This window comes from Peribacillus simplex, assembly GCF_900156045.1.
Classification (GTDB): Bacteria; Bacillota; Bacilli; order Bacillales; family DSM-1321; genus Peribacillus; species Peribacillus simplex_D.
The window spans coordinates 501,256-521,874 of the sequence record NZ_FTMX01000005.1 but is presented as its reverse complement, the minus strand read 5'-3'; the positions used below and the strand labels follow the sequence as shown (position 1 = coordinate 521,874).

Here is a 20,619-nt window from a genome sequence, read left to right as displayed (position 1 = left end):
AAGGCTAACGTGGAAAACTTTATATATACCAATATAAAAGGCGGCCTGGTTGACAGGTCGCCTTTTAATCTTCCATCAGGTTGTCAATCATAAGGAAGTGGCTGGCCCAACAGCCTCTTATGAATCCATATCGCTGCTTGGGTACCATCCCCCATCGAAATGGTGACTTGTTCGGAATGGGCAACGAGGTCGCCGCCCGCCCAGACTCCTTTAATATTCGTTTCTTTAGTCCGTGGATGAATCACCACATGATTGTTTTCATTTACTTGCACACCCAATTGTAAGGCCAGCTCATTATTAAGTTTGTTACCCTTAAATGCCGTGAATGCCTTTTCAGCTTCGATTAATTTACCTGATACTAATTGTATGGCTGTCAACTGCTGTTTGGCATCAACATGGACTTCAAAAACTTCCTCTTCGATTACGGGAATCTGGTTTTCCTTTAATTTTTCCCTATACTCATCATCAATTTTTGTTTTCAAATGATTTACGTAAATGATATCTTTTGACCAATATAATAGAGTAAGCGCCATGCCCGCGCCTGTATTTCCGCCTCCTATGACAACGGTTTGCTTATCCATGATCTCATACCCGTCACAATCAGGGCATATATATGTGGATGTCCCAAGAGTTGGATAGATGTTTCTGATTGGAGGAATGTTATCGGTAATGCCAGTACCCAGAAAAACCATTTTGGCTTGATATTTCCTGTCATTTTTTGTTTGGATAAAAAACTTGTCCTGCTTTTTTTCAAGGGATTTCACTGTATCATCCAAGAATTCGACACCGAATTTTTCAGCGTGCTGTTTGCCAAGTGTCCTTAATTGTTTGCCGCTTACCCCATCAGGCCATCCAAGGATGTTATGGTAAGCCTTGGCAATGGAAGATCGGCCTTGATTAGAATCAATGACGATAATATCATGTTTATATCTTCCGAGCTGTATGGCTGCCTGAATACCGGCAATACCACCACCAATAATAATGCAATCTGCCTGTTTCATAATTCACCGCCCATAAATTTGGAATAAACCTAGTGTTATTCTATCTGTAAAAAATATACCACTAGGCACTGGCACTTAAACAAAAAAGGAGGAGGTCCGCAGACCTTCCTCCCTTCTTAATTCCTATGTCATTGATTCTGTATTGGTTCGAGCCATTCTTGTGCCCAATTTTGAATTTCGTTCATTACCGGTGCAAGAGCCTTGCCTTTTTCAGTTAAAGAATATTCAATCCTGACCGGTGTTTCTGGATAAACGTCCCTTTTAACGATACCTTCAATTTCCAAGTCCTTTAAACGTTCAGAAAGAATCCTGCCGCTTATCGGGAATGCAGATTCAATATTACAAAACCGTTGAGGGCCATTAAGTAATTGATTGACAATCAATCCAGTCCAGCGTTTACTCAAGATTTGCATTCCTTTTTCAAATCGTGGACAAAGTGTCGTATTATTCATCATATCACCTCATTATTAATATATTATAATCCATTTACCTTATATGTAACAACTTTACCGATAATTATTTAGTATATGAAATTTATGAGCTTACTTTAAGTATCATGAAAAGTATTCCGCCTCGGAATTGCCACATTTTAAAAAAATGCACTTTTAAACAATAGTGTTCTTTAGGGATGCCATGAAAAATATGTTATTTTAATATTGAAGTCAAAGTTTTGCAAATGGAAGGATCCGTGGGAAAGATGAATGATTTACTGCAAGAGGCCGTATCCTTTATCAGGACAAGTTATCCGGAATTATTGAAAACGGAAGAGGACATAAATGGCAGGATCGAACAAATTAACAAGGAAATAAATGAAACAGGCAGATATGAACATACATATGAAGAACTGGTATACGGTGCTAAATTAGCTTGGCGTAATAGCAATCGTTGCATTGGACGCTTTTTTTGGGAATCGCTGAGGGTGATTGATAAAAGGATGGTTCAAAGCGAAGAAGGAATAGTATCGGCTCTCTTTGAGCATATCGAATATGCTACGAATAATGGGAGCATCAGACCTGTGATTACCATTTTCAAACAGAAAGATCATGATCGAAAAGTGGATATTTGGAATCATCAGCTCATTCGATATGCAGGATATGAGACTGAACATGGCGTAATCGGTGATTCAAGTTCAATCGAATTCACCAAGCAATGTATGTCATTAGGATGGGAAGGGAAAATCGGACCTTTCGATATTTTACCCCTTGTAGTCCAATTGGACGGAAAACCCCCTAGTTTTCATGATATACCTGAAAGCCTCATTAAAGAAGTTCAAATCACCCACCCTAAGCTAAAATGGTTCAAAGATCTTCAAATCAAATGGTATGCAGTTCCGATCATTTCAGGTATGAGATTGGAAATTGGTGGTATTACTTATTCAGCTGCACCATTTAATGGGTGGTACATGGGAACGGAAATCGGTGCCAGGAACCTCGCGGATGAAGAACGCTACAATATGCTGCCGGCAATCGGGGAGAGAATGGGCTTGGATATTAAGCGTGATTCGAATTTATGGAAAGATAGAGCCCTTATCGAACTGAATGAAGCAGTCCTTCATTCGTATAAAAAACACGGAGTCAGCATTGTGGATCACCATACAGCAGCTAAACAATTCAAGAAATTCGAAGAAAAAGAAGCCTCTTGTGACCGGAAAGTAACAGGGGACTGGACCTGGTTAATTCCACCGGTGTCTCCAGCGACGACACACGTTTTTCATCAGCCATATAACAATGAAATAAAGAAACCTAATTTCTTTTATCAAATTCCTCCATATAAATAAAGGTTTAAATCAACTGACGTGGGGTATAGATATAGCAAGTCAATAAATAAGGGGGAAGGTAATGATGGCATTAGGAAAAAACGTAGTATTAATAGGAGTCGGAGTTGCCGGAGTCTCATTTTTATCGAATAAAACGAATAGAGGAAAAGTGAAGGACATATGGTCCAATGCAAAAGCAAAAACAGTAGGCTTTTGGAACAGGAAGGCTTCCGAGCTGGATCCCGTAATTGAAAAGGCAGGTCACCCTGATCCATATGATCATGACGATAATAAAATGGTAGATGAAGGCGCCATGTATGGTGTTCACTATTATAATAATGCGAAGCATGGATAATGCAAACAGACTCGCTTGGGGATACCCAAGCGTTTTTTTATTATATTTTTCAAATGAAAAAAATCAGATAATTGCGAATTCTGTGCATGGATTCATGGTATTAAATTCTTTATTGTGCTTTAAATGAATAAGGATTAAGATAAAAGAATCGAAAGGAAGTGGATACGAGTGAGCAGCAGTTCTTATGATCCTGAACCCAGAAAGAAAGAGGAAGCCACTATGATGCTAGAAGTCGAGACTGTTATTCTCCCTGAGTATCTGCTCGAAGAAGGTAAATAAGGCTTTCTCTATAGAAGAGGAGGTCAAGAAATGATTGAAATCTACAAGACGGATGAAAACCGTCACCTAAACAATATCGAGGAAATGACAAAAGGTTCATGGGTGAACATTGTCGCGCCCACAGAAGCTGAAATAGATTATATATGTACGACTTTGCAATTACCGATCAATTTCATGAAAGATCCACTGGACGATGAGGAAAGGCCACGAATCGAAAAAGAGGATGATAATGTTTTAATTATTGTCGATTTCCCATATTTGACCAGGGACGAGGCCGACTTACCGATCTTTGAAACGATCCCCATAGGTATGATCTTTACCAAAGACTGTTTCATTACAGTGTCTTTGAAAGAAACGCCGATATTGGCGAATTTCAAAAACAATAAAATCAAAGGGTTTTTCACCAATAAGAAAACAAGGTTTGCTTTACAATTATTATTTGAGATTTCATCCTATTACTTACGTTACCTGAAACAGATTAACAAGATGACTAATGAAGCCGAACGTGAATTGCATCAGTCCATGAAAAATAAAGAATTATACACTTTCCTTGCTTTGGAAAAAAGCCTGGTTTATTTTACGACATCATTGAAATCCAATCGCGTAGTACTTGATAAGATCCTCCGTTTTAATTATTTGAAAATGTATGAAGAAGATAAAGAATTGCTTGAGGATGTAATCATCGAAAATGCTCAGGCAATCGAAATGGCAGAAGTGTATCTTTCCATTCTTAGCGGTATGATGGATGCATTCGCTTCGATCATTTCCAATAATGTCAACAATGCCATGAAGTTTCTAACCTCAGTGACCATTATTTTAACTCTTCCGACGATGGTGGCAAGTTTTTACGGAATGAATGTGGAACTGCCATTTGAACATAATCCGTTTGCTTTCATTTTTACATTATTAATTGCCATCATATTGGCTGGGACGACGGCATTCATTTTTTGGAAGAAAAAATATTTTTAAAATTAACCGGCTTATAAAGCCGGTTTCATTTTGTAGACAAAAGGGATGCGGGAAAAGCGCGTCCAGGGGAAACCCCGCAGGCGCAAAAGCGCCGAGGCACTCGGACAGCCCGCCAAAAGCGAGTGCCCTTCGTTCCAATCAACGTCCAAATTTTACAAAGTGGTTTGTTTTATTCCTCAAAAAAATCAGAAAATCCTTCACTGTTTATCCGATCGGCATAAGGGTTCTCATCCTTTACATTCTTTGTATCCAAATTTGTTTTTATCACTAAACGGGGACTCTGTGATGCCTCTCTGATGATACGGTCGTTCAACTCTTTAAAATCCGGTACATTCTTATTGCCGGGTTTGTTTGGTTCCAATAAAACCACCTCCATTCCTATCTTTGCAATAAATGATGGGGTGTATTCATGAAAATTCTTAGGTTTGGGAAGGATAAAAGACTGAGGAGGAGATCATGATGAGCAAATGGAACGAGCAAGCAGCGCCCAATAATAATTTAAGGGAAAGTGATTTAAACCCTGGTGGAGCCGATAAAGCAAAAATGGATTCAAAAACAATTGATGGAGATCGATTGAATGATCTAAAAATTCAAAGGGAAATCAGAAAACAAAATATATAAGAACCTGATTGTAAAGTGAAGACAGGTACATGCAGAGGAAAACGCTTGGCGGTTAAACCAAGCGTTTTTTTGCGTATCATGAAGTCGGAGTTCCATGGTTGATTTAGTATTCTCTTTTATCAGGAACGTTTTTGCTTTTTAAGTGAAGAAGGTTGAGTGAAGGCCCCGGTTTCTTTCGTAGTGGTACCTTGCCCCTCTATCTGAGAAGAACCTAAACGAGTTTGTGAAGCATCTTTCTTGTTTTTCCCATTCATGTTTATCACCTCGATATTACTTTCCCTATTTCCTTCACATCCTATACATATATTGAAGGTGAAAAGGACAGGTTAGAGGGTAGAGGAGGTGTGTGTTGATGTCAAAAATCGGTGTTGAAGAATCATTAACGAATATTCAGGAAGCACTTCGTGAAAAAGGTTTTGATGTTGTGGAGATTAAACATGAAGCTGACGCAAAAAACGTGGATTGTTGTGTGGTAACAGGTTTGGAAAGTAATATGATGGGTATAAGCGATACTTCATTGAAAGCGTCCATCATTGAGGCAAATGGTTTAACGGCTGATGAAGTGTGCCGCGAGGTTGAAAATAAAGTGAACATGATTCAATAGTTCAAAAAGTGCCTAAACCGATATAGGGTTAGGCACTTTTTCAGTTCAAGGTTACTGAGCTATGGAAATTGTCGCATTCAATTCCACTGCTACATTACCTTTGATCGCTTTAGAAATCATACATGAAGTTTCAGCTTTTTCAGCAAGTTTCCTCGCTTTTTCAACCACTTTTTCAGAAGTGCCCGGTACCAATACAAGTTCAGGGCAATGAATGATTTTCTTATAGGTGAATACACCATTCGTAACATCCACTAACGCTTCCGATTGCATGGACAACCTTGCTTTTTCTATATGGGCTCGCTCTAACATTGCAGCAAAGGTAATGATATAGCAGGTCGATGCCGCCCCAAGAAGCATTTCATCGGGATTAGTGCCGATCCCTGGTCCCTCCATTCCAGTAGGAATACTTATCTGTGTTTGAAGATTCCCTGAATGAATTGTACCGATATCATTTCTGCCGCCGGGCCATTCGGCGGTTAAATGAAAGTGATGTATCGTCATTTTTTTAACCTCCTTACTGTTCTATAGTGTAAACGATTTAACAGGTTAAGTATCCGATTTTGCTCACTCAGTCTAATTATTCAGTAATCGGACGAATAAAGTTTCCAATAGGCCGAAATTCCGCCAGCTGACCGAAGCATTCCTCATTGATATAAAGGATACATGTTGATTTAAACAAAAGGCAGAGGCATTAGGCTATTTTAAGCACAATATTGGATAGGCTTTTCTATAATGATATAGACGGTTTTATATAAATAATTCTTCATTAAGGAAGGGCTGAAAAGTTGACTACATTGAGTAAAATGTTCGATTTGACTAATAAAACGGCTATAATCACCGGCGGCGGCAGAGGGCTGGGCAAACAGATCGCCATGGCGTTGGGGGAGGCTGGTGCAAATATCGTCATTGCTTCACGAAATTTTCCTCTATGTAAGGAGGCATGTGAAGACTTGCAATCGATGGGTGTTAATGCCATTGCCTTTGAATGTGATATCACGGATGAGAGTGCCATTGACCATGTCGTCAAGGAAACGCTTGCTCAATTCGGCACGATTGATATTCTTGTCAATAACAGCGGTACGTCCTGGTCAGGTCCGCTTTTGGATCTTCCCAAGGATAAGTGGGAAAAAGTATTGAATGTTAACGTTACAGGTACATTCCTGTTTTCACAGGCTGTAGCGAAGGTCATGAAACAGCAAAATTCCGGGAAAATCATAAATATTGCATCGGTGACAGGTCTTGGCGGGACGTTTCCTGAGCTATTGGATACGATAGCTTATAACACCAGTAAGGGTGCCATCATTACAATGACTAAGGATTTAGGAGTTAAACTTGCTAGATATGGGATCCAAGTCAATGCAATTGCACCTGGATTTTTCCCGACTAAAATCACAAAGAAAATTCTTGAAAAGTCTAACTATGACATATTAGGCAAAACTCCGGCTGGCAGGTTTGGCGATGAAGATGATTTAAGGGGTGCCGCCGTATTTTTAGCCTCACAGGCTTCTGACTATATGGTTGGTCATGTTTTGATCATTGACGGTGGAATTTCGGCATTAGTGTAAACGGAGGAAAAAGGAAGGAAGGAAGAAATATGGCGGGAAAATCAAATTTTTTTAAAGGGCTTAAATTACTAGGCGCACAAAAAGAGCAACAGCTTAATGGTAAAATTCAGGATTTGCTAAATAATCGTGAGTTAATAGAAGCAGTAAGCGACAATGCCCGATTGCAGATTCCAAGAATAAATAGAATGCAGGAAGCCTCAGAAAGAATGTCCATCATCATGAATTACCCAACAAAAAAAGATGTAGCGAGTGTAGCGAAACTGGTCATCCAGCTCGAAGAAAAAATTGATAGTTTAGAAGAGTTGGTTTCAACACTTGTCGAGGATAGGGGCGTGCTCGTCAGAGGTAATTCTTCAGCTAGTAATAAACGCAATGCTTCATCGCGCAGTAAGAAAAAGAAGTCAAGTTGGGAATCCAATGAAATCGAAGCGCGTAAAAAAAGAGTATCGGATTTTATAAATAACTCTTTATTGTTAAGCTCGCAGTTACCTGAGGTAGATTCACTTGGACAGGGAAATTCAAATGTCTAAGCGGAAAGTGCCGAAAAACCAATCCGAATCCATATCTAAATGGAAACATTTTATGGATATTCCCAATCAGCCAATGCCTGAAATGGGACTGACACCGAAAATAGCGGTGTGGAAAAAAAACAAATCAACGCTTTGGCATTATCCATCAGCACAAAAAAAATATGATGTGCCGGTTTTTCTTATATATTCACTCATCAATACTCCTTTGATTCTTGATTTGTCCCCCGGGAATAGTTTAATTGAATCTTTTGTAAATGAAGGTTTTGATGTGTATTTGCTTGATTTTGGAAGTCCGGGCTTTGAAGATGGTGAAATATCGATCGAAGATTATATCGTCGATTATATTCAAAAAGGAGTACAGCGTGCATTACGCCACTCTGGAGCATCAGAAATTACAGTTATGGGGTTTTGCCTCGGCGGGACAATAGCCGCAATATATGCTGCCATTGCAGACGAGCCAATCAAGAACTTGATCCTCTCCGTTACACCGGTTGATTTCAGTGCCTCGGAATTTTTTGATCAATGGCAGGAAGCGTTAAAGGAAGGTACCGCGGATTTTAACGATACGATTGATATTTATCAAACGATCCCAGCCAGTGCAGTTAAATATGGAATCAGGTTAATTACATCTCCTATCTATATATCACCCTATTTATCTTTATTGAATCAAGCGGATGATGATGAATACGTTCAAAATTGGCGCCGCTTCAATGCTTGGGCTAATGGGCATATACCATTATCCGGAGCAGCCGCAAAACAAATAACCAAAGACCTTTTGATAAAAAATAGCTTGGTTAATGGGGGTTTTAAGGTAAGGGGGAAAAAAGCGAAGCTATCGAAAATTGATGCTAGTGTTTTGGTATGCGCGAGTGAGTATGATCGATTGGTCCCGCAGGAGATGATTTATCCGATAATGAAGCATTTAAGATGTAAGGATAAGACATATAGCCTACTGAAAAGTGGACATGCTGCTAAACAATATTCCGGTGAACTCCCATATTATTTGAAGGAATGGCTACCAGGGCGCTCTTCACCAATTCAATAGGTTACAAGGGGGATTTGAAATGTACATGTTGAACGCCATTGAGGATATCAAAATCATGCCGGTTGTAGAATATATAGGCTTTGCATCATTGATATTTTCAAAATTTTTTGCAGTATTTCCGGATTATTAAATGAAATAACTGAAAGGGCTGGCTCGTTATGTAGAGACAGCCCCTATTGTTTCAATGATAATATTTCACACGTTCTTCAAGTGGTGAGAAGTCTTTATCGCCAGGCTCTGCAGTGGGTTTTCCAAAGGGCATCTGTGCGATGAGTTTCCAATCGCGTGATATATCCCATGTCTTTCTCACTTCGTCATCGATTAAAGGATTATAATGCTGAAGACTTGCCCCAAACCCTTCAATTTCCAAGGAAGTCCATACGACAAATTGTAAAATGGCAGACGATTGGTTCGACCAAATCGGAAAGTTTTCGGCATACGTGTTGAATTGTTCTTGAAGCCTATCTATAATGGCCTGGTCTTCAAAGAATAAAACCGTACCATAACCATTTATAAATGAATTCATTTTTTCTTCAGTTTTTTCAAAATCTTTGTCACCGATTGCTTTTCTTAATGTTTTTTTCGTGATAGCCCATAATTGGTCGTGGCTTTGGCCAGTTAAAACAATCACTCTTGCACTTTGGGAGTTGAAAGCGGAAGGGGAATATTGAACGGCATGATCGATAACTTCTTTAATCCTTTTATTAGGAACAACACGTTCCTTGCTAAGGGAATAATAAGAGCGTCTATCTTCAATTGCGCTAAAAAAATCTTTACCCATATATCACACCTCCATTCTTTATACCGATTTATTTTGACCTGATTTTAATTTTTTATGTTAAGTGAATACTGGCGAAATTATTTGATTGAAAATGGTTGACAATTTTATCACTGTCGTTTATCTTTAAATCAAGATATTTGCATTAAAAGTATTGTGAAGGTTAAATACTTTGAATTCGAGATATTATTTACGGATTAATTCTTCTCCGTAAGGGGAGATTTATAAAGATAGGAGTGGTACGGATGGAATTAAAAGGATTGCATCATGTTTCTGCGATTACAGCTAAAGCGGGAAATAATTTTGAATTCTACACGAAAGTCTTAGGGATGCGATTAATTAAAAAAACGGTGAATCAAGATGATGTTCGTGTGTATCACTTATTTTATGGAGATCAAATTGGTTCACCGGGTACGGAATTGACATTTTTTGAAATTCCCAATGCTGCCCGCACACATGAGGGGAACAATAGTATTTCAGAAATTTCCTTAAGGGTGAGAGATGATGATGCACTAGGATATTGGAAAAAAAGGTTTGTTGAATTCAATGTTGAGCATGATGAAATATCGAGCCGTTTTGAAAGGAATGTGCTATCTTTTAAAGATCCTGAAGGGCAGAGGCTTCTTCTGGTTTCCGATCAGGATAATAACGGGGTTCAAGGAGGATTACCGTGGGATGGAAGCCCGGTACCGCAAGAGTTTTCAATCCTTGGATTAGGACCAGTAAAACTTACTGTACCCAATATTATACAAACTGAAAGCGTTCTTACCAAGGTATTGGGGTTCAGGAAATCAGGCACATACCCATCCTCAATTAGGGGGCAAAATCCGATAGTCGTTTACGAGACAGGTGAGGGAGGAACAGGAGCCGAACTCCATATTGAAGAAAGGAATGACATACCTCGGGAAAGGTTGGGGAGGGGTGGAGTACACCATGTTGCCTTCCGGGTGGATAATGAAGGGGAACTGAGAAAATGGATAGAGAAAATTAGTGAATCGAAATTCGTGAACTCGGGATATGTGGACCGCTTTTATTTTCATTCACTCTATTTTAGGGAGCCGAATGGCATCTTATTTGAATTAGCTACTGATGGACCTGGTTTTGCAGTGGATGAAGCAGAGCAGCACCTAGGTGAGAACCTTGCCCTGCCACCATTTTTAGAATCGAAAAGAAAGGATATTGAAGCGAATTTAAAACCACTGAATACAAAACCAACAAATTAATCAACGGGAAAGGAAGTAATCGGCATGCAAAAGCAAAATGCAGGAATACATCATATAACCGCAATTGTAGGCAATCCTCAAGAGAACGTGGATTTTTATGCTGGAGTATTGGGACTGCGTATGGTGAAGAAAACCGTTAATTTTGATGATCCAGGCACCTATCATTTGTATTTCGGAGATGAATCAGGTTCTCCGGGCACTATCATCACTTTCTTTCCTTGGCCAGGGGCATACAAAGGGAGAATTGGCTCAGGACAAGTGGGTGTTACAACATATGCGGTTCCGGAAGGATCAATGGGTTTCTGGGAAATGCGTTTAGATAAATTTAACATAGATTTTGAAAAGGTTTCACGTTTCGGCGAGGAATATCTGGAATTTCAAGACCCACATGGTTTGCAACTTGAACTGGTTGAGCGTAAAGAAGGAAAAAATAGCGAGTGGTCATTCGGCGGTGTACCAGCTGATAAGGCTATCAAGGGATTCGGCGGTGCCGTATTATTGACGTCAAAACCGATCAAAACGATGGAACTATTAGAGAATGTGATGGGCCTGCAAAAGATTGGGGAAGAGGGCGATTACATCCGCTTCAAATCCACATCGGACATCGGAAATTTGATAGATGTTAAAAAAACGGTTTTGCCAAATGGGAAAATCGGAGTGGGAACTGTCCATCATCTTGCATGGCGAGCAATCGATAATGAAGATCATAAAGAATGGAGGGAGCATATCGCCAACCATGACTATGGTGTGACACCCTTTACAGACCGTCAATACTTCGATGCCATTTATTTCAGGGAAGATGGAGGCATACTTTTTGAAGTGGCCACAGATCCACCTGGCTTCGCTCATGATGAAACGAAGGAAACGATGGGCAGTAAATTAATGCTGCCGCCATGGCTGGAAGAAAAAAGGGGAATCATGGAGAAAACGTTACTGCCGGCAGTGCCGAGAGTACTAGAGGAGGATAAATGATGAAGCATATTTTTCAAAAAGGAAGTAATCCAGAAGCTCCGTTACTTTTGCTTTTACATGGCACTGGAGGAACGGAAACAGATCTCTTGCCATTAGCGGAAATGGTTTCCCCGGGTTCATCCGTATTAAGCGTACGGGGAAATGTACTTGAAAACGGAATGCCTCGTTTTTTCCGCCGGTTATCCGAAGGGGTTTTTGATGAAGAAGACTTGATTTTCCGTACGAAAGAGCTTTATGACTTCTTGGAATCAGCGTCCCAAAAATATGACTTCGACCGTGACAGAGTGGTATCATTAGGTTATTCCAATGGTGCAAATATAGCGGCAAGTTTGCTGTTCCATTTCGAAGGGGCATTACAAGGAGCGATCCTACATCATCCAATGGTGCCTAGACGAGGGATTACTTTGCCATCCCTTTCGGATATACCTGTATTTATTGCTGCAGGTAAAAACGATCCGATTTGCCCGGCAGAAGAAACTGATGAACTTAATCATCTTTTACTGCAAGCTGGTGCTAAAGTGGATGTTCACTGGGAAAATTACGGTCATCAGTTAACACGTGCAGAGGTTGAGGCAGCAGGTTCATGGTTTCAGAAGAACTTTTTATAAGAATGAGAGGGAATGAAGATGATTTCTGTTAATCCCGAAAGTCTGACTGAACGGGAAAATTACAAGTTTTTGACTGGAAGCATTATACCGAGACCTATAGCCCTGGTTACGACACAATCCGACACCGGTACAATCAATATAGCGCCATTCAGCTTTTTTAACATAGTCAGTTCAAACCCTCCGATGATTTCCATTTCTGTTCAACGGAAAGAAGGAGTTTCAAAGGACACAGCCCGAAATGCAATTCAAAAAGGTGAATTCGTTGTTCATATCACTGATGAAAATAATGTAGCTGATGCAAATCGAACGGCCAAGGAACTCCCATCTGACGAAAGTGAATTGGGTCTTACCCATTTCACGCTGGCTGCTAGTGATAAGGTATCAGTACCAGGATTGCAAGAAGCGAAGGTACGCTTTGAATGTACATTAGAGCATGCGATACCATTGGCAGGTTCCCAGAATAAACCTGGATGTGATTTATTGATAGGGAAAATAGTCTGCTATCATATAGAGCAAGATATTTACCATAATGGCCGAATTGACCAGAATGGGCTAAAACCTGTAGCAAGATTAGCGGGTCATACTTATACAAAACTAGGGGAATTATTTGAAATAGAACGTCCTTAAGTGAAAAGAAAGTAAAAATGGCGTCATCTTTTTAAGATGGCGCCATTTTTTTGATCAAAATTATCCCGGTTAGCTTCATCTGCAATTTTAATGCTGTAAGCGACTGTTTAAAAACGAGCAACCATTTGATATGAATGCCATAGGCGCCATGATCGTTAGAATTTAAAAGGAAGTCTTTACAATCCGAAACAAAACTTGACAATTTTTTCATAGATTGATAAAGTTATAAAAAAATAATTTCTTATCCAGAGAGGTGGAGGGACTGGCCCTATGAAACCTCAGCAACAGGTCTACAATGGCACTGTGCTAATTCCAGGGGGTGAAACCTTGATAGATAAGACCGTACGTGTTTATTTGTCAGTAACGCACTCTTTTTTAGAGTGCGTTTTCGTTTTTTCTGGATCCAAGATTAAGGAGAGTAAGAATGGAGAACAAAAAGAAGCATGATTTTCAAAGGCAAATGCAAGCACGGCATATAATAATGCTATCGCTTGGCGGGGTGATTGGAACTGGTTTATTCTTAAGTTCGGGTTATACGATTCAACAGGCTGGCCCATTCGGCACCATCCTTTCGTATCTGATTGGAGCCTTAGTGGTTTATCTAGTCATGCTATGTCTAGGTGAACTGGCAGTGCAAATGCCCGAGACAGGTGCGTTTCATAGCTACGCAGCTAAATACATCGGACCAGGGACAGGATATACAGTAGCCTGGTTGTATTGGCTAACCTGGACTGTTGCACTAGGTTCGGAATTTACGGCTGCAGGATTGTTAATGCAGCGATGGTTTCCATCCATTAATGTCTGGATATGGAGTGCACTATTTGCCATATTGGTCTTGGCTTTAAATGCGTGGACCGTTAAGTTTTTCTCTGAATCCGAATTCTGGTTTGCGTCTATAAAGGTATTTGCTATTGTTATATTTATTATTCTGGGAGCTGCGGCAATGATAGGTTTTATTCCAATAATTCATTCACAATCAGCCCCGTTATTTTCCAATTTTACAAGTGCAGGTTTATTTCCGAATGGTGCTTTTGCTATTCTAATGACAATGCTCGCGGTGAATTTCGCGTTTTCTGGAACTGAATTAATCGGAATTGCAGCTGGAGAAACAGTGAATCCAGAAAAAACGATACCAAAGGCAATCCGTATGACATTATGGAGATTGATCATCTTTTTTGTAGGGACCATTGTTGTATTATCCGCATTATTGCCTATTTCGGATGCAAGCGTACTAGAGAGCCCCTTTGTTGCAGTTCTCGAACGAATTGGAGTGCCGTATGCAGCGGATATTATGAACTTTGTTATATTAACTGCCATTTTGTCTGCTGCAAATTCTGGATTATATGCATCATCCAGAATGCTTTGGTCACTTGCAGATAAGAAAACTATATCACCCATTTTTGCAAAATTGTCAAAACGGGGTGTTCCGATAAATGCAGTCCTTTGCAGTATGTTGGGAGGTGGTTTAGCCCTTTTCTCGAGTATTATTGCACCGGATACTGTATATATAGTGCTTGTATCCATTTCTGGATTAGCCGTGGTAGTAGTTTGGATGAGTATTAGCGCGTCACAGTTTCTATTTCGCAGACGATTTATAAAAGAAGGAAATTCAGTAAATGATTTGGCTTTTCATACACCATTATATCCACTCATACCAATCGTTTCTTTTATGCTATGTCTTGCTTCTTGCATAGGAATTGCATTTGATCCTACACAACGAATTGCACTATATTGTGGCATTCCTTTTATTTTATTTTGCTATGGAAGTTATTATCTGACACAAACTATAAAGAAAAAGAGGAGTAGAACATGAATAAAAAAATTAGCCCAATTGACGCAATATTACGAGATCATTCAGTCATGATTTTGGACGGGGCTCTAGCTACAGAGCTTGAAAGGCATGGGTGCGATTTGGACGATCCCCTGTGGTCTGCACGTGTATTACTTGAAAATCCAGAAGTGATTTATCAAGTTCACTCTGACTACTTTCGGGCTGGTGCTGATTGTGCGATAACGGCAAGCTACCAAGCAACAGTTGAAGGTTTCGCCCTCCGCGGAATACAAGAGAAAGAGGCTTTGGAACTAATCCGGAAAACGGTTTTACTCGCAAGGAAAGCAAGAGATGAATTTTGGAAGGAAGAAGAATATCAAGCGATTAGACCTAAGCCATTGGTTGCTGCATCAGTTGGACCTTATGGGGCTTACCTTGCAGATGGTTCAGAGTATGTAGGAAACTATGGTGTTTCCGATGAAACTTTAACTGCATTTCATCGCTCGCGAATATCAGCTTTGATTGAAGCCGGTGCTGACATTTTAGCATTTGAAACGATTCCTTCTCTGCAAGAAGCAAAAGTATTACATACAATATTGAAAGATTATCCAGAAGTCTATGCTTGGCTATCCTTTTCATTGAAAAATGAAAAAGCGATTAGTGACGGTACATTGCTTGAGGAGTGTACCAGATTGTTTGGGGACAGTGAGCAAATTGCTGCAATCGGCATCAACTGTGCGCCCATATCAGGTATCACGGAAGCCATACAGGTGTTGCGTTCAAACACGCATAAACCAATTATAGTTTATCCGAATTCTGGTGAAACATATAATCCGGAAACTAAAACCTGGCATGGTGAAGAATCATGTACCAGGTTCGACCTGAAATCTGAAGAATGGCACCATGCAGGGGCACGTTTAATTGGAGGATGTTGCAGAACGGAACCGCATCATATTGCAAACATTTCAAGAAAGTGGCGACCTTCCGTGGTGGTATCCTCCTAACCCTTTTACTGTTAATAAACTGTTATAAGGTATGTAAGTAGTGAATAAACCCTAATAAAAAGAACAGGAAGTGTCTTAATTTGACGATTCCTGTTCTTTTTTTGCACTAGATCGGGTGTGAAGGAACATCCCGGATTGACACATATCTCTTATTTTTACAATGAATTTCGGCTGAAAATTACAGGTGAATCCAAACCTGCTGCAAAAACAGGAAAAAGAGAAATTAAATCATATTTTTTGTGTGCTTGGGGAAACTAAACAAATAATGATTAAAAAGGAGAGAATGAGTATGAGTCGTGGTAAAAGCTTTAATCACAAAGAAAAAGGGCATCCAGGAAATCTACCCAATAATAGAATTAGCGAAGAGAAGGAACACAGCCGGCAATATGAACAAATCGAGGATATTGTCACCCATGAAGCTTTCAAAAATCGGGAAAAAGAAGACGAGATGCCTTGATTTATTGGAAACAGTATTTCGAATGAGACAGATTAACCAAGATATTGAGCAATTTTCGATGCTTTTAAGGATTTTATAATTTCGCTTTCCGAAAAGAGAAGCACTTGAATTAAACGATATATCTTACATTTTCATGAAGCTTCCAATATTCAGTTCGTTTTTAGCTTTAAATATATGACAGCAGTGTCCATTTATAAACGGGGGAAAACCATGAGCTTTGCTATGGTTTTTCTTTCATTACAAATAAATCAAGAGGGAAAGTCGGGTATTAAACTTAAATAAGCATAGTTGGTGGATAGAAAAAACAGCGGAATTTACTCCTTTTCCCTTGATGGAAAAGGAAGTGTTAAAGAAGATAACAGAATAATGATGATGGATGACATTTAATTAGTCTACTTTCTTCTATTATAATTAATAAAACTTAATTTTCTAAACTCGGGGCACTATTAGAATTCCAAAAGCTAATAAGACCAGTAAGTAAGTTTTATCTGCCTATTCTCTTGTCATCCAGAAATAATTATGGGTAGCTTCAAAGGGCGAACTTGATGATTAAGCATAACCGACTTATCCTAACTGGTTAAAGCCATGGAATTTTACAGTTTTAAATAAATGCCAGTTACATCGTGAATATTATAAGAACCTGATGATGAAGTGCGGTCATTCCAATATACCAAGTCTTATGCCCAATGTCTGCTATGTTTCATTTTGTTTATCGCGATATATTTCCACTTCTCGTTTAGCTCTAATAAAAGCGATGAATTGAATCGTTTCCTCTTCAGAAAGAGAGATTCCATCGACAGCCAGCTTCATATTTGGCGAATCCGTTAATTCCATGACTCGTGGTGACTCTGTGGTAATATCTTTAGATGGATAATCCACTCGACCTAGAATGTAATCAGTGGATGTATCATATAAGCCTGCTAATAAATTAATCGTTTCTAACGAAGGGCGGCGATGGCCCGATTCGTAACCTGCATAGGTACTCTTGGCGATTCCGAGTCTGTCAGCGGTATATTGCAAAGACCACCTTTTGGCCTTCCTTAATGTAGTTAATCTATTTACAATCATTCTTATAACTCTCCTTTTATATAAATCCATTATAACATCAAATTGGAATGAGAGTACGCGTAATGAATGATTTGAGCTTGATTTCACTCTGGAACATGACTATAATAACATGTGGTGTACGCGTAACATGTACATTTATAGCGAAAACATTTTTCTAAGAAGATTGAATGATTGTAAGACAGGGAGGTTTTATAGGGGGGGGTATATTGGAGAAGTTGAAGTCAAAAATGAAGAAGTTGATGTTAATTACTACAGGTGGTACAATTGCATCGTTAGAAGGAAAAGATGGACTGGTTCCAGAAATGAAAGCTGACGAATTTTTAGGACACCTGCCGGGATTGGATTTACTTTATCAGATTGATAGTAAGCCTTTGATGAATATTGATAGTACAAATATGCAGCCCGAAGATTGGACAGAAATGGCACAATCCATCCATGAGCACTACCATGATTACGATGGCTTTGTGATTACCCATGGAACAGATACAATGGCTTACACTTCAGCTGCGCTCTCGTATATGTTACAAGATTTAGGGAAACCAATTGTCATTACAGGCTCTCAAATCCCAATTGCCTTTAAAAAGACAGATGCCAAAAGAAATATCTCTGATGCGATTCGGTTTGCTTGTGAAGATATTGGAGGAGTATTTGTTGTTTTTGATCGTAGAGTCATCCAGGGTACTAGGGCCATTAAATTGAGAACTAAAAGCTATGATTCGTTTGAAAGTATAAACTATCCATATATCGCTACCATATTCAAAGATAAAATTGAGTATCTAAAGCCAGTTCATTCACCAAAGAAAAAGGAAGTAAAGTTAGATGCTTCCCTATGTACTGATGTTGCTTTGGTTAAGCTGCATCCCGGTATTAAACCTGAATTCTTTGATTCTCTGAAAAATCAATGTCGGGGAATCGTAATTGAAAGTTATGGAAGCGGAGGTATTCCGTTTCAAGGAAGAAATATTCTAGAAAAATTGAATGAGTTAGTACAGTGTGGAATATCCGTAGTCATTACTACCCAATGTTTGGAAGAAGGGGAAGATATGGATATTTACGAAGTGGGACGAAAAGTGAATAAGAATGTCATCATTCGTTCCAGAAATATGAATACAGAAGCCATCGTTCCTAAGTTGATGTGGATTTTAGCCAAGACACAAGATCCCAAAAAAGTGAAGGAAATGATGGAAACACCGATTGCAGAGGATATTACATTATAGAACAAACAAAGGGGCAAGATGAAATGTTGATAGAAGAGAGAACATACCGCATCGAGAAAGACTTTCTTGGGGAAAAGGAAATTCCGGCAGATGTTTATTATGGAATACAAACTTTACGCGCTGTAGAGAATTTTCCGATTACCGGTTATAAGGTCAATGAAGAAATGATTCGTGCACTAGCCATGATTAAAAAAGCAGCCGCTTTAGCAAATATGGATACCAAACGATTATATGATGGTATTGGAAGCGCTATCGTCAAAGCTTCTGATGAAGTGATCGATGGAAAGTGGCATGAATATTTCATCGTTGACCCAATTCAAGGCGGCGCAGGTACATCAATGAATATGAACATTAATGAAATCGTTGCCAACCGTGCGTTAGAACTCATGGGACACAATAAAGGGGATTATGTACAAGTTAGTCCAAATAGCCATGTTAACATGTCGCAATCAACCAATGACGTATTCCCTACTGCCATTCATTTATCAACACTGAGGCTTTTAGAGCAATTGTTACAAACAATGACCAAGATGAGTACGGTTTTAAAGAAAAAAGCAAAACAATTTGATCATGTTATCAAAATGGGACGCACACATCTTCAGGACGCAGTTCCAATTCGACTCGGTCAAGAATTTGAGGCATACAGCCGCGTGTTGGATCGGGACATAAAACGAATCAGTCAATCACGTCAACATTTATATGAAGTGAATATGGGAGCAACAGCCGTGGGAACGGGATTGAACGCAGATCCTCGTTACATTGAAAATGTTGTTAAATATTTAGCTGAAATCAGTAACTTGCCGCTTGTAGGAGCAGAACATTTAGTAGATGCAACCCAGAATACGGATGCATATACTGAAGTGTCAGCTTCATTGAAAGTATGTATGATGAATATGTCTAAAATTGCTAATGATTTACGTTTGATGGCTTCAGGACCGAGAGCGGGATTAGGAGAAATCACACTTCCAGCACGTCAACCAGGTTCATCCATCATGCCAGGAAAAGTAAATCCAGTAATGCCAGAATTAATTAATCAAGTCGCTTTCCAAGTCATCGGGAACGATAATACGATTTGCTTAGCTTCTGAAGCAGGACAACTTGAGTTGAACGTAATGGAGCCAGTCCTTGTATTCAATTTATTGCAATCAATTAGCATAATGAACAATGCTTTCAATGTCTTTACAGATTATTGTTTAGAAGGCATTGAAGCTAATGAGCAACATTTAAAAGATTATGTCGAACAAAGTGTTGGAGTGATTACAGCAGTCAATCCGCACCTTGGGTACGAAGTGGTTTCACGTATTGCGCGTGAAGCGATATTAAAAGGCAAATCAGTTCGCGAACTTTGTTTACAATATGATGTGTTGACAGAAGAAGAATTGGATCTGATTCTAAATCCTTATGAGATGACAAAACCCGGTATAGCGGGAGCTTCTCTTTTTGATCGGCAATAACCAGTAAATTAGTACAAAACATAAATCTATATGATTTTTGATGTAATGACTATGCCTTTAGGACCGTTGGTAAAAAGGCATAGTCATTAATTATATACATACCAACATGAAATGTTCCCAACCGTCCGTCAACTGATAGCGGGTATTGAAGACTGAATATTCAGTTTTTTGATCGTCATTCAAATCATCGATTATAAAAAACCCATCCCCCTAAAAAAATATCTAATAGCATTAGCAGCTACAAATCCTCTTAAATATCCAAATAAGCCAGTCAGTCCAGCTGCAGTGCCTGCACTGCAGCTATTTTGTTTTAGGCTCTTTTCGTAAAGATTGTTGTTTTTAAAAACTAAACGATTTAAGGTTGATTGGAGCGCAAGTGCGAGACTCCTGCGGGAGCAGCGGGACAGGTGAGACCCCACAGGCGTTTACGCCGAGGAGGCTCACCGCCCGCCCCGCGGAAAGCGAGCATCTGGAGGGGAAATCAACCACACCGCATTACTTGGTAAATAACAACAAAGTATGCGAAAAAAACCTTGTTTTACAGTCTCTATTTAAGAATGAGTTCTCCAAATCTCCACCATGGTTATCTTTTAAAAATAAACTATCTTCATAAGAAAACGATGTGAACGTTTTTTTGTGCCCACTCGGATAAAGAAGGCGCCATTGGCGTCAAGCTAAATAGCTTACTATTTGATTTTAAGTTTTTTCTAAAACG

The 20,619-nt window shown here is 39.3% G+C and carries 24 protein-coding genes and 1 riboswitch; of the genes, 17 read left to right on the top strand and 7 right to left on the bottom strand.

Annotation, left to right across the window (positions count from 1 at the left end; genetic code table 11):
- Positions 1 to 83: 83 nt before the first annotated feature.
- On the bottom strand, positions 84 to 1,001 hold the full coding sequence (locus tag BW986_RS19425; protein WP_076369797.1) for an NAD(P)/FAD-dependent oxidoreductase: 918 nt from the start codon (positions 999 to 1,001) through the stop codon (positions 84 to 86).
- Between the two features lie 128 nt (positions 1,002 to 1,129).
- Positions 1,130 to 1,453, bottom strand: coding sequence for a catDE operon transcriptional regulator CatR (locus BW986_RS19420; protein WP_048678030.1), 324 nt, complete (start codon positions 1,451 to 1,453; stop codon positions 1,130 to 1,132).
- Between the two features lie 245 nt (positions 1,454 to 1,698).
- Here BW986_RS19420 and BW986_RS19415 point away from each other — a divergent pair, with 245 nt between their 5' ends.
- The 3 genes from BW986_RS19415 to BW986_RS19405 all read left to right on the top strand — a co-directional run bounded on the left by BW986_RS19415 (position 1,699) and on the right by BW986_RS19405 (position 4,360).
- Positions 1,699 to 2,778, top strand: coding sequence for a nitric oxide synthase oxygenase (locus tag BW986_RS19415; RefSeq protein ID WP_076369964.1), 1,080 nt, complete (start codon positions 1,699 to 1,701; stop codon positions 2,776 to 2,778).
- A gap of 61 nt (positions 2,779 to 2,839) precedes the next feature.
- The gene (locus BW986_RS19410) at positions 2,840 to 3,112 is read left to right on the top strand and encodes a hypothetical protein (protein WP_076369795.1); all 273 of its coding nucleotides are present in this window, start codon (positions 2,840 to 2,842) and stop codon (positions 3,110 to 3,112) included.
- 309 nt (positions 3,113 to 3,421) lie between these two features.
- Complete coding sequence (locus BW986_RS19405; RefSeq protein WP_076369793.1) at positions 3,422 to 4,360, top strand: magnesium transporter CorA family protein; 939 nt, start codon at positions 3,422 to 3,424, stop codon at positions 4,358 to 4,360.
- Positions 4,361 to 4,529: 169 nt separating this feature from the next.
- Here BW986_RS19405 and BW986_RS19400 read toward each other — a convergent pair whose 3' ends face one another.
- Positions 4,530 to 4,721 (bottom strand): hypothetical protein, encoded by a 192-nt coding sequence (locus BW986_RS19400; protein WP_076369791.1) that lies wholly within the window; start codon positions 4,719 to 4,721, stop codon positions 4,530 to 4,532.
- Positions 4,722 to 4,816: 95 nt separating this feature from the next.
- Here BW986_RS19400 and BW986_RS30310 point away from each other — a divergent pair, with 95 nt between their 5' ends.
- The gene (locus BW986_RS30310) at positions 4,817 to 4,981 is read left to right on the top strand and encodes a hypothetical protein (RefSeq protein ID WP_179086114.1); all 165 of its coding nucleotides are present in this window, start codon (positions 4,817 to 4,819) and stop codon (positions 4,979 to 4,981) included.
- Positions 4,982 to 5,100: 119 nt separating this feature from the next.
- Here the strand turns inward: BW986_RS30310 and BW986_RS29730 are convergent, their stop codons facing one another.
- Positions 5,101 to 5,235 carry a YuzL family protein gene (locus tag BW986_RS29730; protein ID WP_098369432.1) on the bottom strand — a complete coding sequence of 45 codons (135 nt, stop codon included), beginning with the start codon at positions 5,233 to 5,235 and terminating at the stop codon, positions 5,101 to 5,103.
- Between the two features lie 98 nt (positions 5,236 to 5,333).
- Between BW986_RS29730 and BW986_RS19395 the strand changes: the two genes are divergently transcribed.
- Positions 5,334 to 5,585 carry a YkuS family protein gene (locus BW986_RS19395; RefSeq protein ID WP_076369789.1) on the top strand — a complete coding sequence of 84 codons (252 nt, stop codon included), beginning with the start codon at positions 5,334 to 5,336 and terminating at the stop codon, positions 5,583 to 5,585.
- 51 nt (positions 5,586 to 5,636) lie between these two features.
- On the opposite strand, the gene BW986_RS19390 is transcribed toward BW986_RS19395, so the two are convergent.
- Positions 5,637 to 6,086, bottom strand: a complete 450-nt coding sequence (locus BW986_RS19390) for an OsmC family protein (RefSeq protein ID WP_076369787.1) — start codon at positions 6,084 to 6,086, stop codon at positions 5,637 to 5,639.
- A gap of 302 nt (positions 6,087 to 6,388) precedes the next feature.
- On the opposite strand from BW986_RS19390, the gene BW986_RS19385 reads away from it, so the two are divergent.
- The 3 genes from BW986_RS19385 to BW986_RS19375 are packed head-to-tail and all read left to right on the top strand — an operon-like array spanning position 6,389 to position 8,725.
- Complete coding sequence (locus tag BW986_RS19385; RefSeq protein WP_076369962.1) at positions 6,389 to 7,150, top strand: SDR family oxidoreductase; 762 nt, start codon at positions 6,389 to 6,391, stop codon at positions 7,148 to 7,150.
- Between the two features lie 29 nt (positions 7,151 to 7,179).
- A complete protein-coding gene (locus BW986_RS19380; RefSeq protein WP_076369785.1) occupies positions 7,180 to 7,680 on the top strand; it encodes a hypothetical protein in 501 nt (166 codons plus the stop codon).
- Positions 7,673 to 8,725 carry an alpha/beta fold hydrolase gene (locus BW986_RS19375; protein ID WP_260320901.1) on the top strand — a complete coding sequence of 351 codons (1,053 nt, stop codon included), beginning with the start codon at positions 7,673 to 7,675 and terminating at the stop codon, positions 8,723 to 8,725. The genes BW986_RS19380 and BW986_RS19375 overlap by 8 nt, the downstream gene beginning before the upstream one ends.
- A gap of 181 nt (positions 8,726 to 8,906) precedes the next feature.
- Here the strand turns inward: BW986_RS19375 and BW986_RS19370 are convergent, their stop codons facing one another.
- The gene (locus BW986_RS19370) at positions 8,907 to 9,506 is read right to left on the bottom strand and encodes a nitroreductase family protein (RefSeq protein WP_076369782.1); all 600 of its coding nucleotides are present in this window, start codon (positions 9,504 to 9,506) and stop codon (positions 8,907 to 8,909) included.
- Between the two features lie 242 nt (positions 9,507 to 9,748).
- Here BW986_RS19370 and BW986_RS19365 point away from each other — a divergent pair, with 242 nt between their 5' ends.
- From BW986_RS19365 to BW986_RS30305, 7 genes are all read left to right on the top strand, one after another.
- Positions 9,749 to 10,726: a ring-cleaving dioxygenase gene (locus BW986_RS19365; protein ID WP_076369780.1), complete on the top strand. Its 978-nt coding sequence runs from the start codon at positions 9,749 to 9,751 to the stop codon at positions 10,724 to 10,726.
- A 24-nt stretch (positions 10,727 to 10,750) separates the two neighbouring features.
- Positions 10,751 to 11,698 carry a ring-cleaving dioxygenase gene (locus tag BW986_RS19360; RefSeq protein WP_076369778.1) on the top strand — a complete coding sequence of 316 codons (948 nt, stop codon included), beginning with the start codon at positions 10,751 to 10,753 and terminating at the stop codon, positions 11,696 to 11,698.
- Positions 11,698 to 12,306: an alpha/beta hydrolase gene (locus BW986_RS19355; RefSeq protein ID WP_076369776.1), complete on the top strand. Its 609-nt coding sequence runs from the start codon at positions 11,698 to 11,700 to the stop codon at positions 12,304 to 12,306. The genes BW986_RS19360 and BW986_RS19355 overlap by 1 nt, the downstream gene beginning before the upstream one ends.
- 18 nt (positions 12,307 to 12,324) lie before the next feature.
- Positions 12,325 to 12,933, top strand: a complete 609-nt coding sequence (locus BW986_RS19350) for a flavin reductase family protein (RefSeq protein ID WP_076369774.1) — start codon at positions 12,325 to 12,327, stop codon at positions 12,931 to 12,933.
- A gap of 238 nt (positions 12,934 to 13,171) precedes the next feature.
- Positions 13,172 to 13,274: riboswitch (SAM riboswitch) on the top strand.
- 83 nt (positions 13,275 to 13,357) lie between these two features.
- Positions 13,358 to 14,746: an S-methylmethionine permease gene (gene mmuP / locus BW986_RS19345; RefSeq protein WP_142244686.1), complete on the top strand. Its 1,389-nt coding sequence runs from the start codon at positions 13,358 to 13,360 to the stop codon at positions 14,744 to 14,746.
- Entirely contained in the window at positions 14,743 to 15,708 is a 966-nt protein-coding gene (mmuM, locus tag BW986_RS19340) for a homocysteine S-methyltransferase (protein ID WP_076369772.1), read from the top strand. Before mmuP ends, mmuM begins: the two co-directional genes overlap by 4 nt.
- 289 nt (positions 15,709 to 15,997) lie before the next feature.
- Positions 15,998 to 16,165 (top strand): hypothetical protein, encoded by a 168-nt coding sequence (locus BW986_RS30305; RefSeq protein ID WP_179086113.1) that lies wholly within the window; start codon positions 15,998 to 16,000, stop codon positions 16,163 to 16,165.
- Positions 16,166 to 16,858: 693 nt separating this feature from the next.
- On the opposite strand, the gene BW986_RS19335 is transcribed toward BW986_RS30305, so the two are convergent.
- On the bottom strand, positions 16,859 to 17,233 hold the full coding sequence (locus BW986_RS19335) for a helix-turn-helix domain-containing protein (RefSeq protein WP_076369770.1): 375 nt from the start codon (positions 17,231 to 17,233) through the stop codon (positions 16,859 to 16,861).
- A 227-nt stretch (positions 17,234 to 17,460) separates the two neighbouring features.
- Here BW986_RS19335 and BW986_RS19330 point away from each other — a divergent pair, with 227 nt between their 5' ends.
- Positions 17,461 to 18,450: an asparaginase gene (locus tag BW986_RS19330; RefSeq protein ID WP_076369958.1), complete on the top strand. Its 990-nt coding sequence runs from the start codon at positions 17,461 to 17,463 to the stop codon at positions 18,448 to 18,450.
- 23 nt (positions 18,451 to 18,473) lie between these two features.
- On the top strand, positions 18,474 to 19,904 hold the full coding sequence (gene aspA, locus BW986_RS19325) for an aspartate ammonia-lyase (protein ID WP_076369768.1): 1,431 nt from the start codon (positions 18,474 to 18,476) through the stop codon (positions 19,902 to 19,904).
- The last annotated feature ends 715 nt before the right edge of the window (positions 19,905 to 20,619 follow it).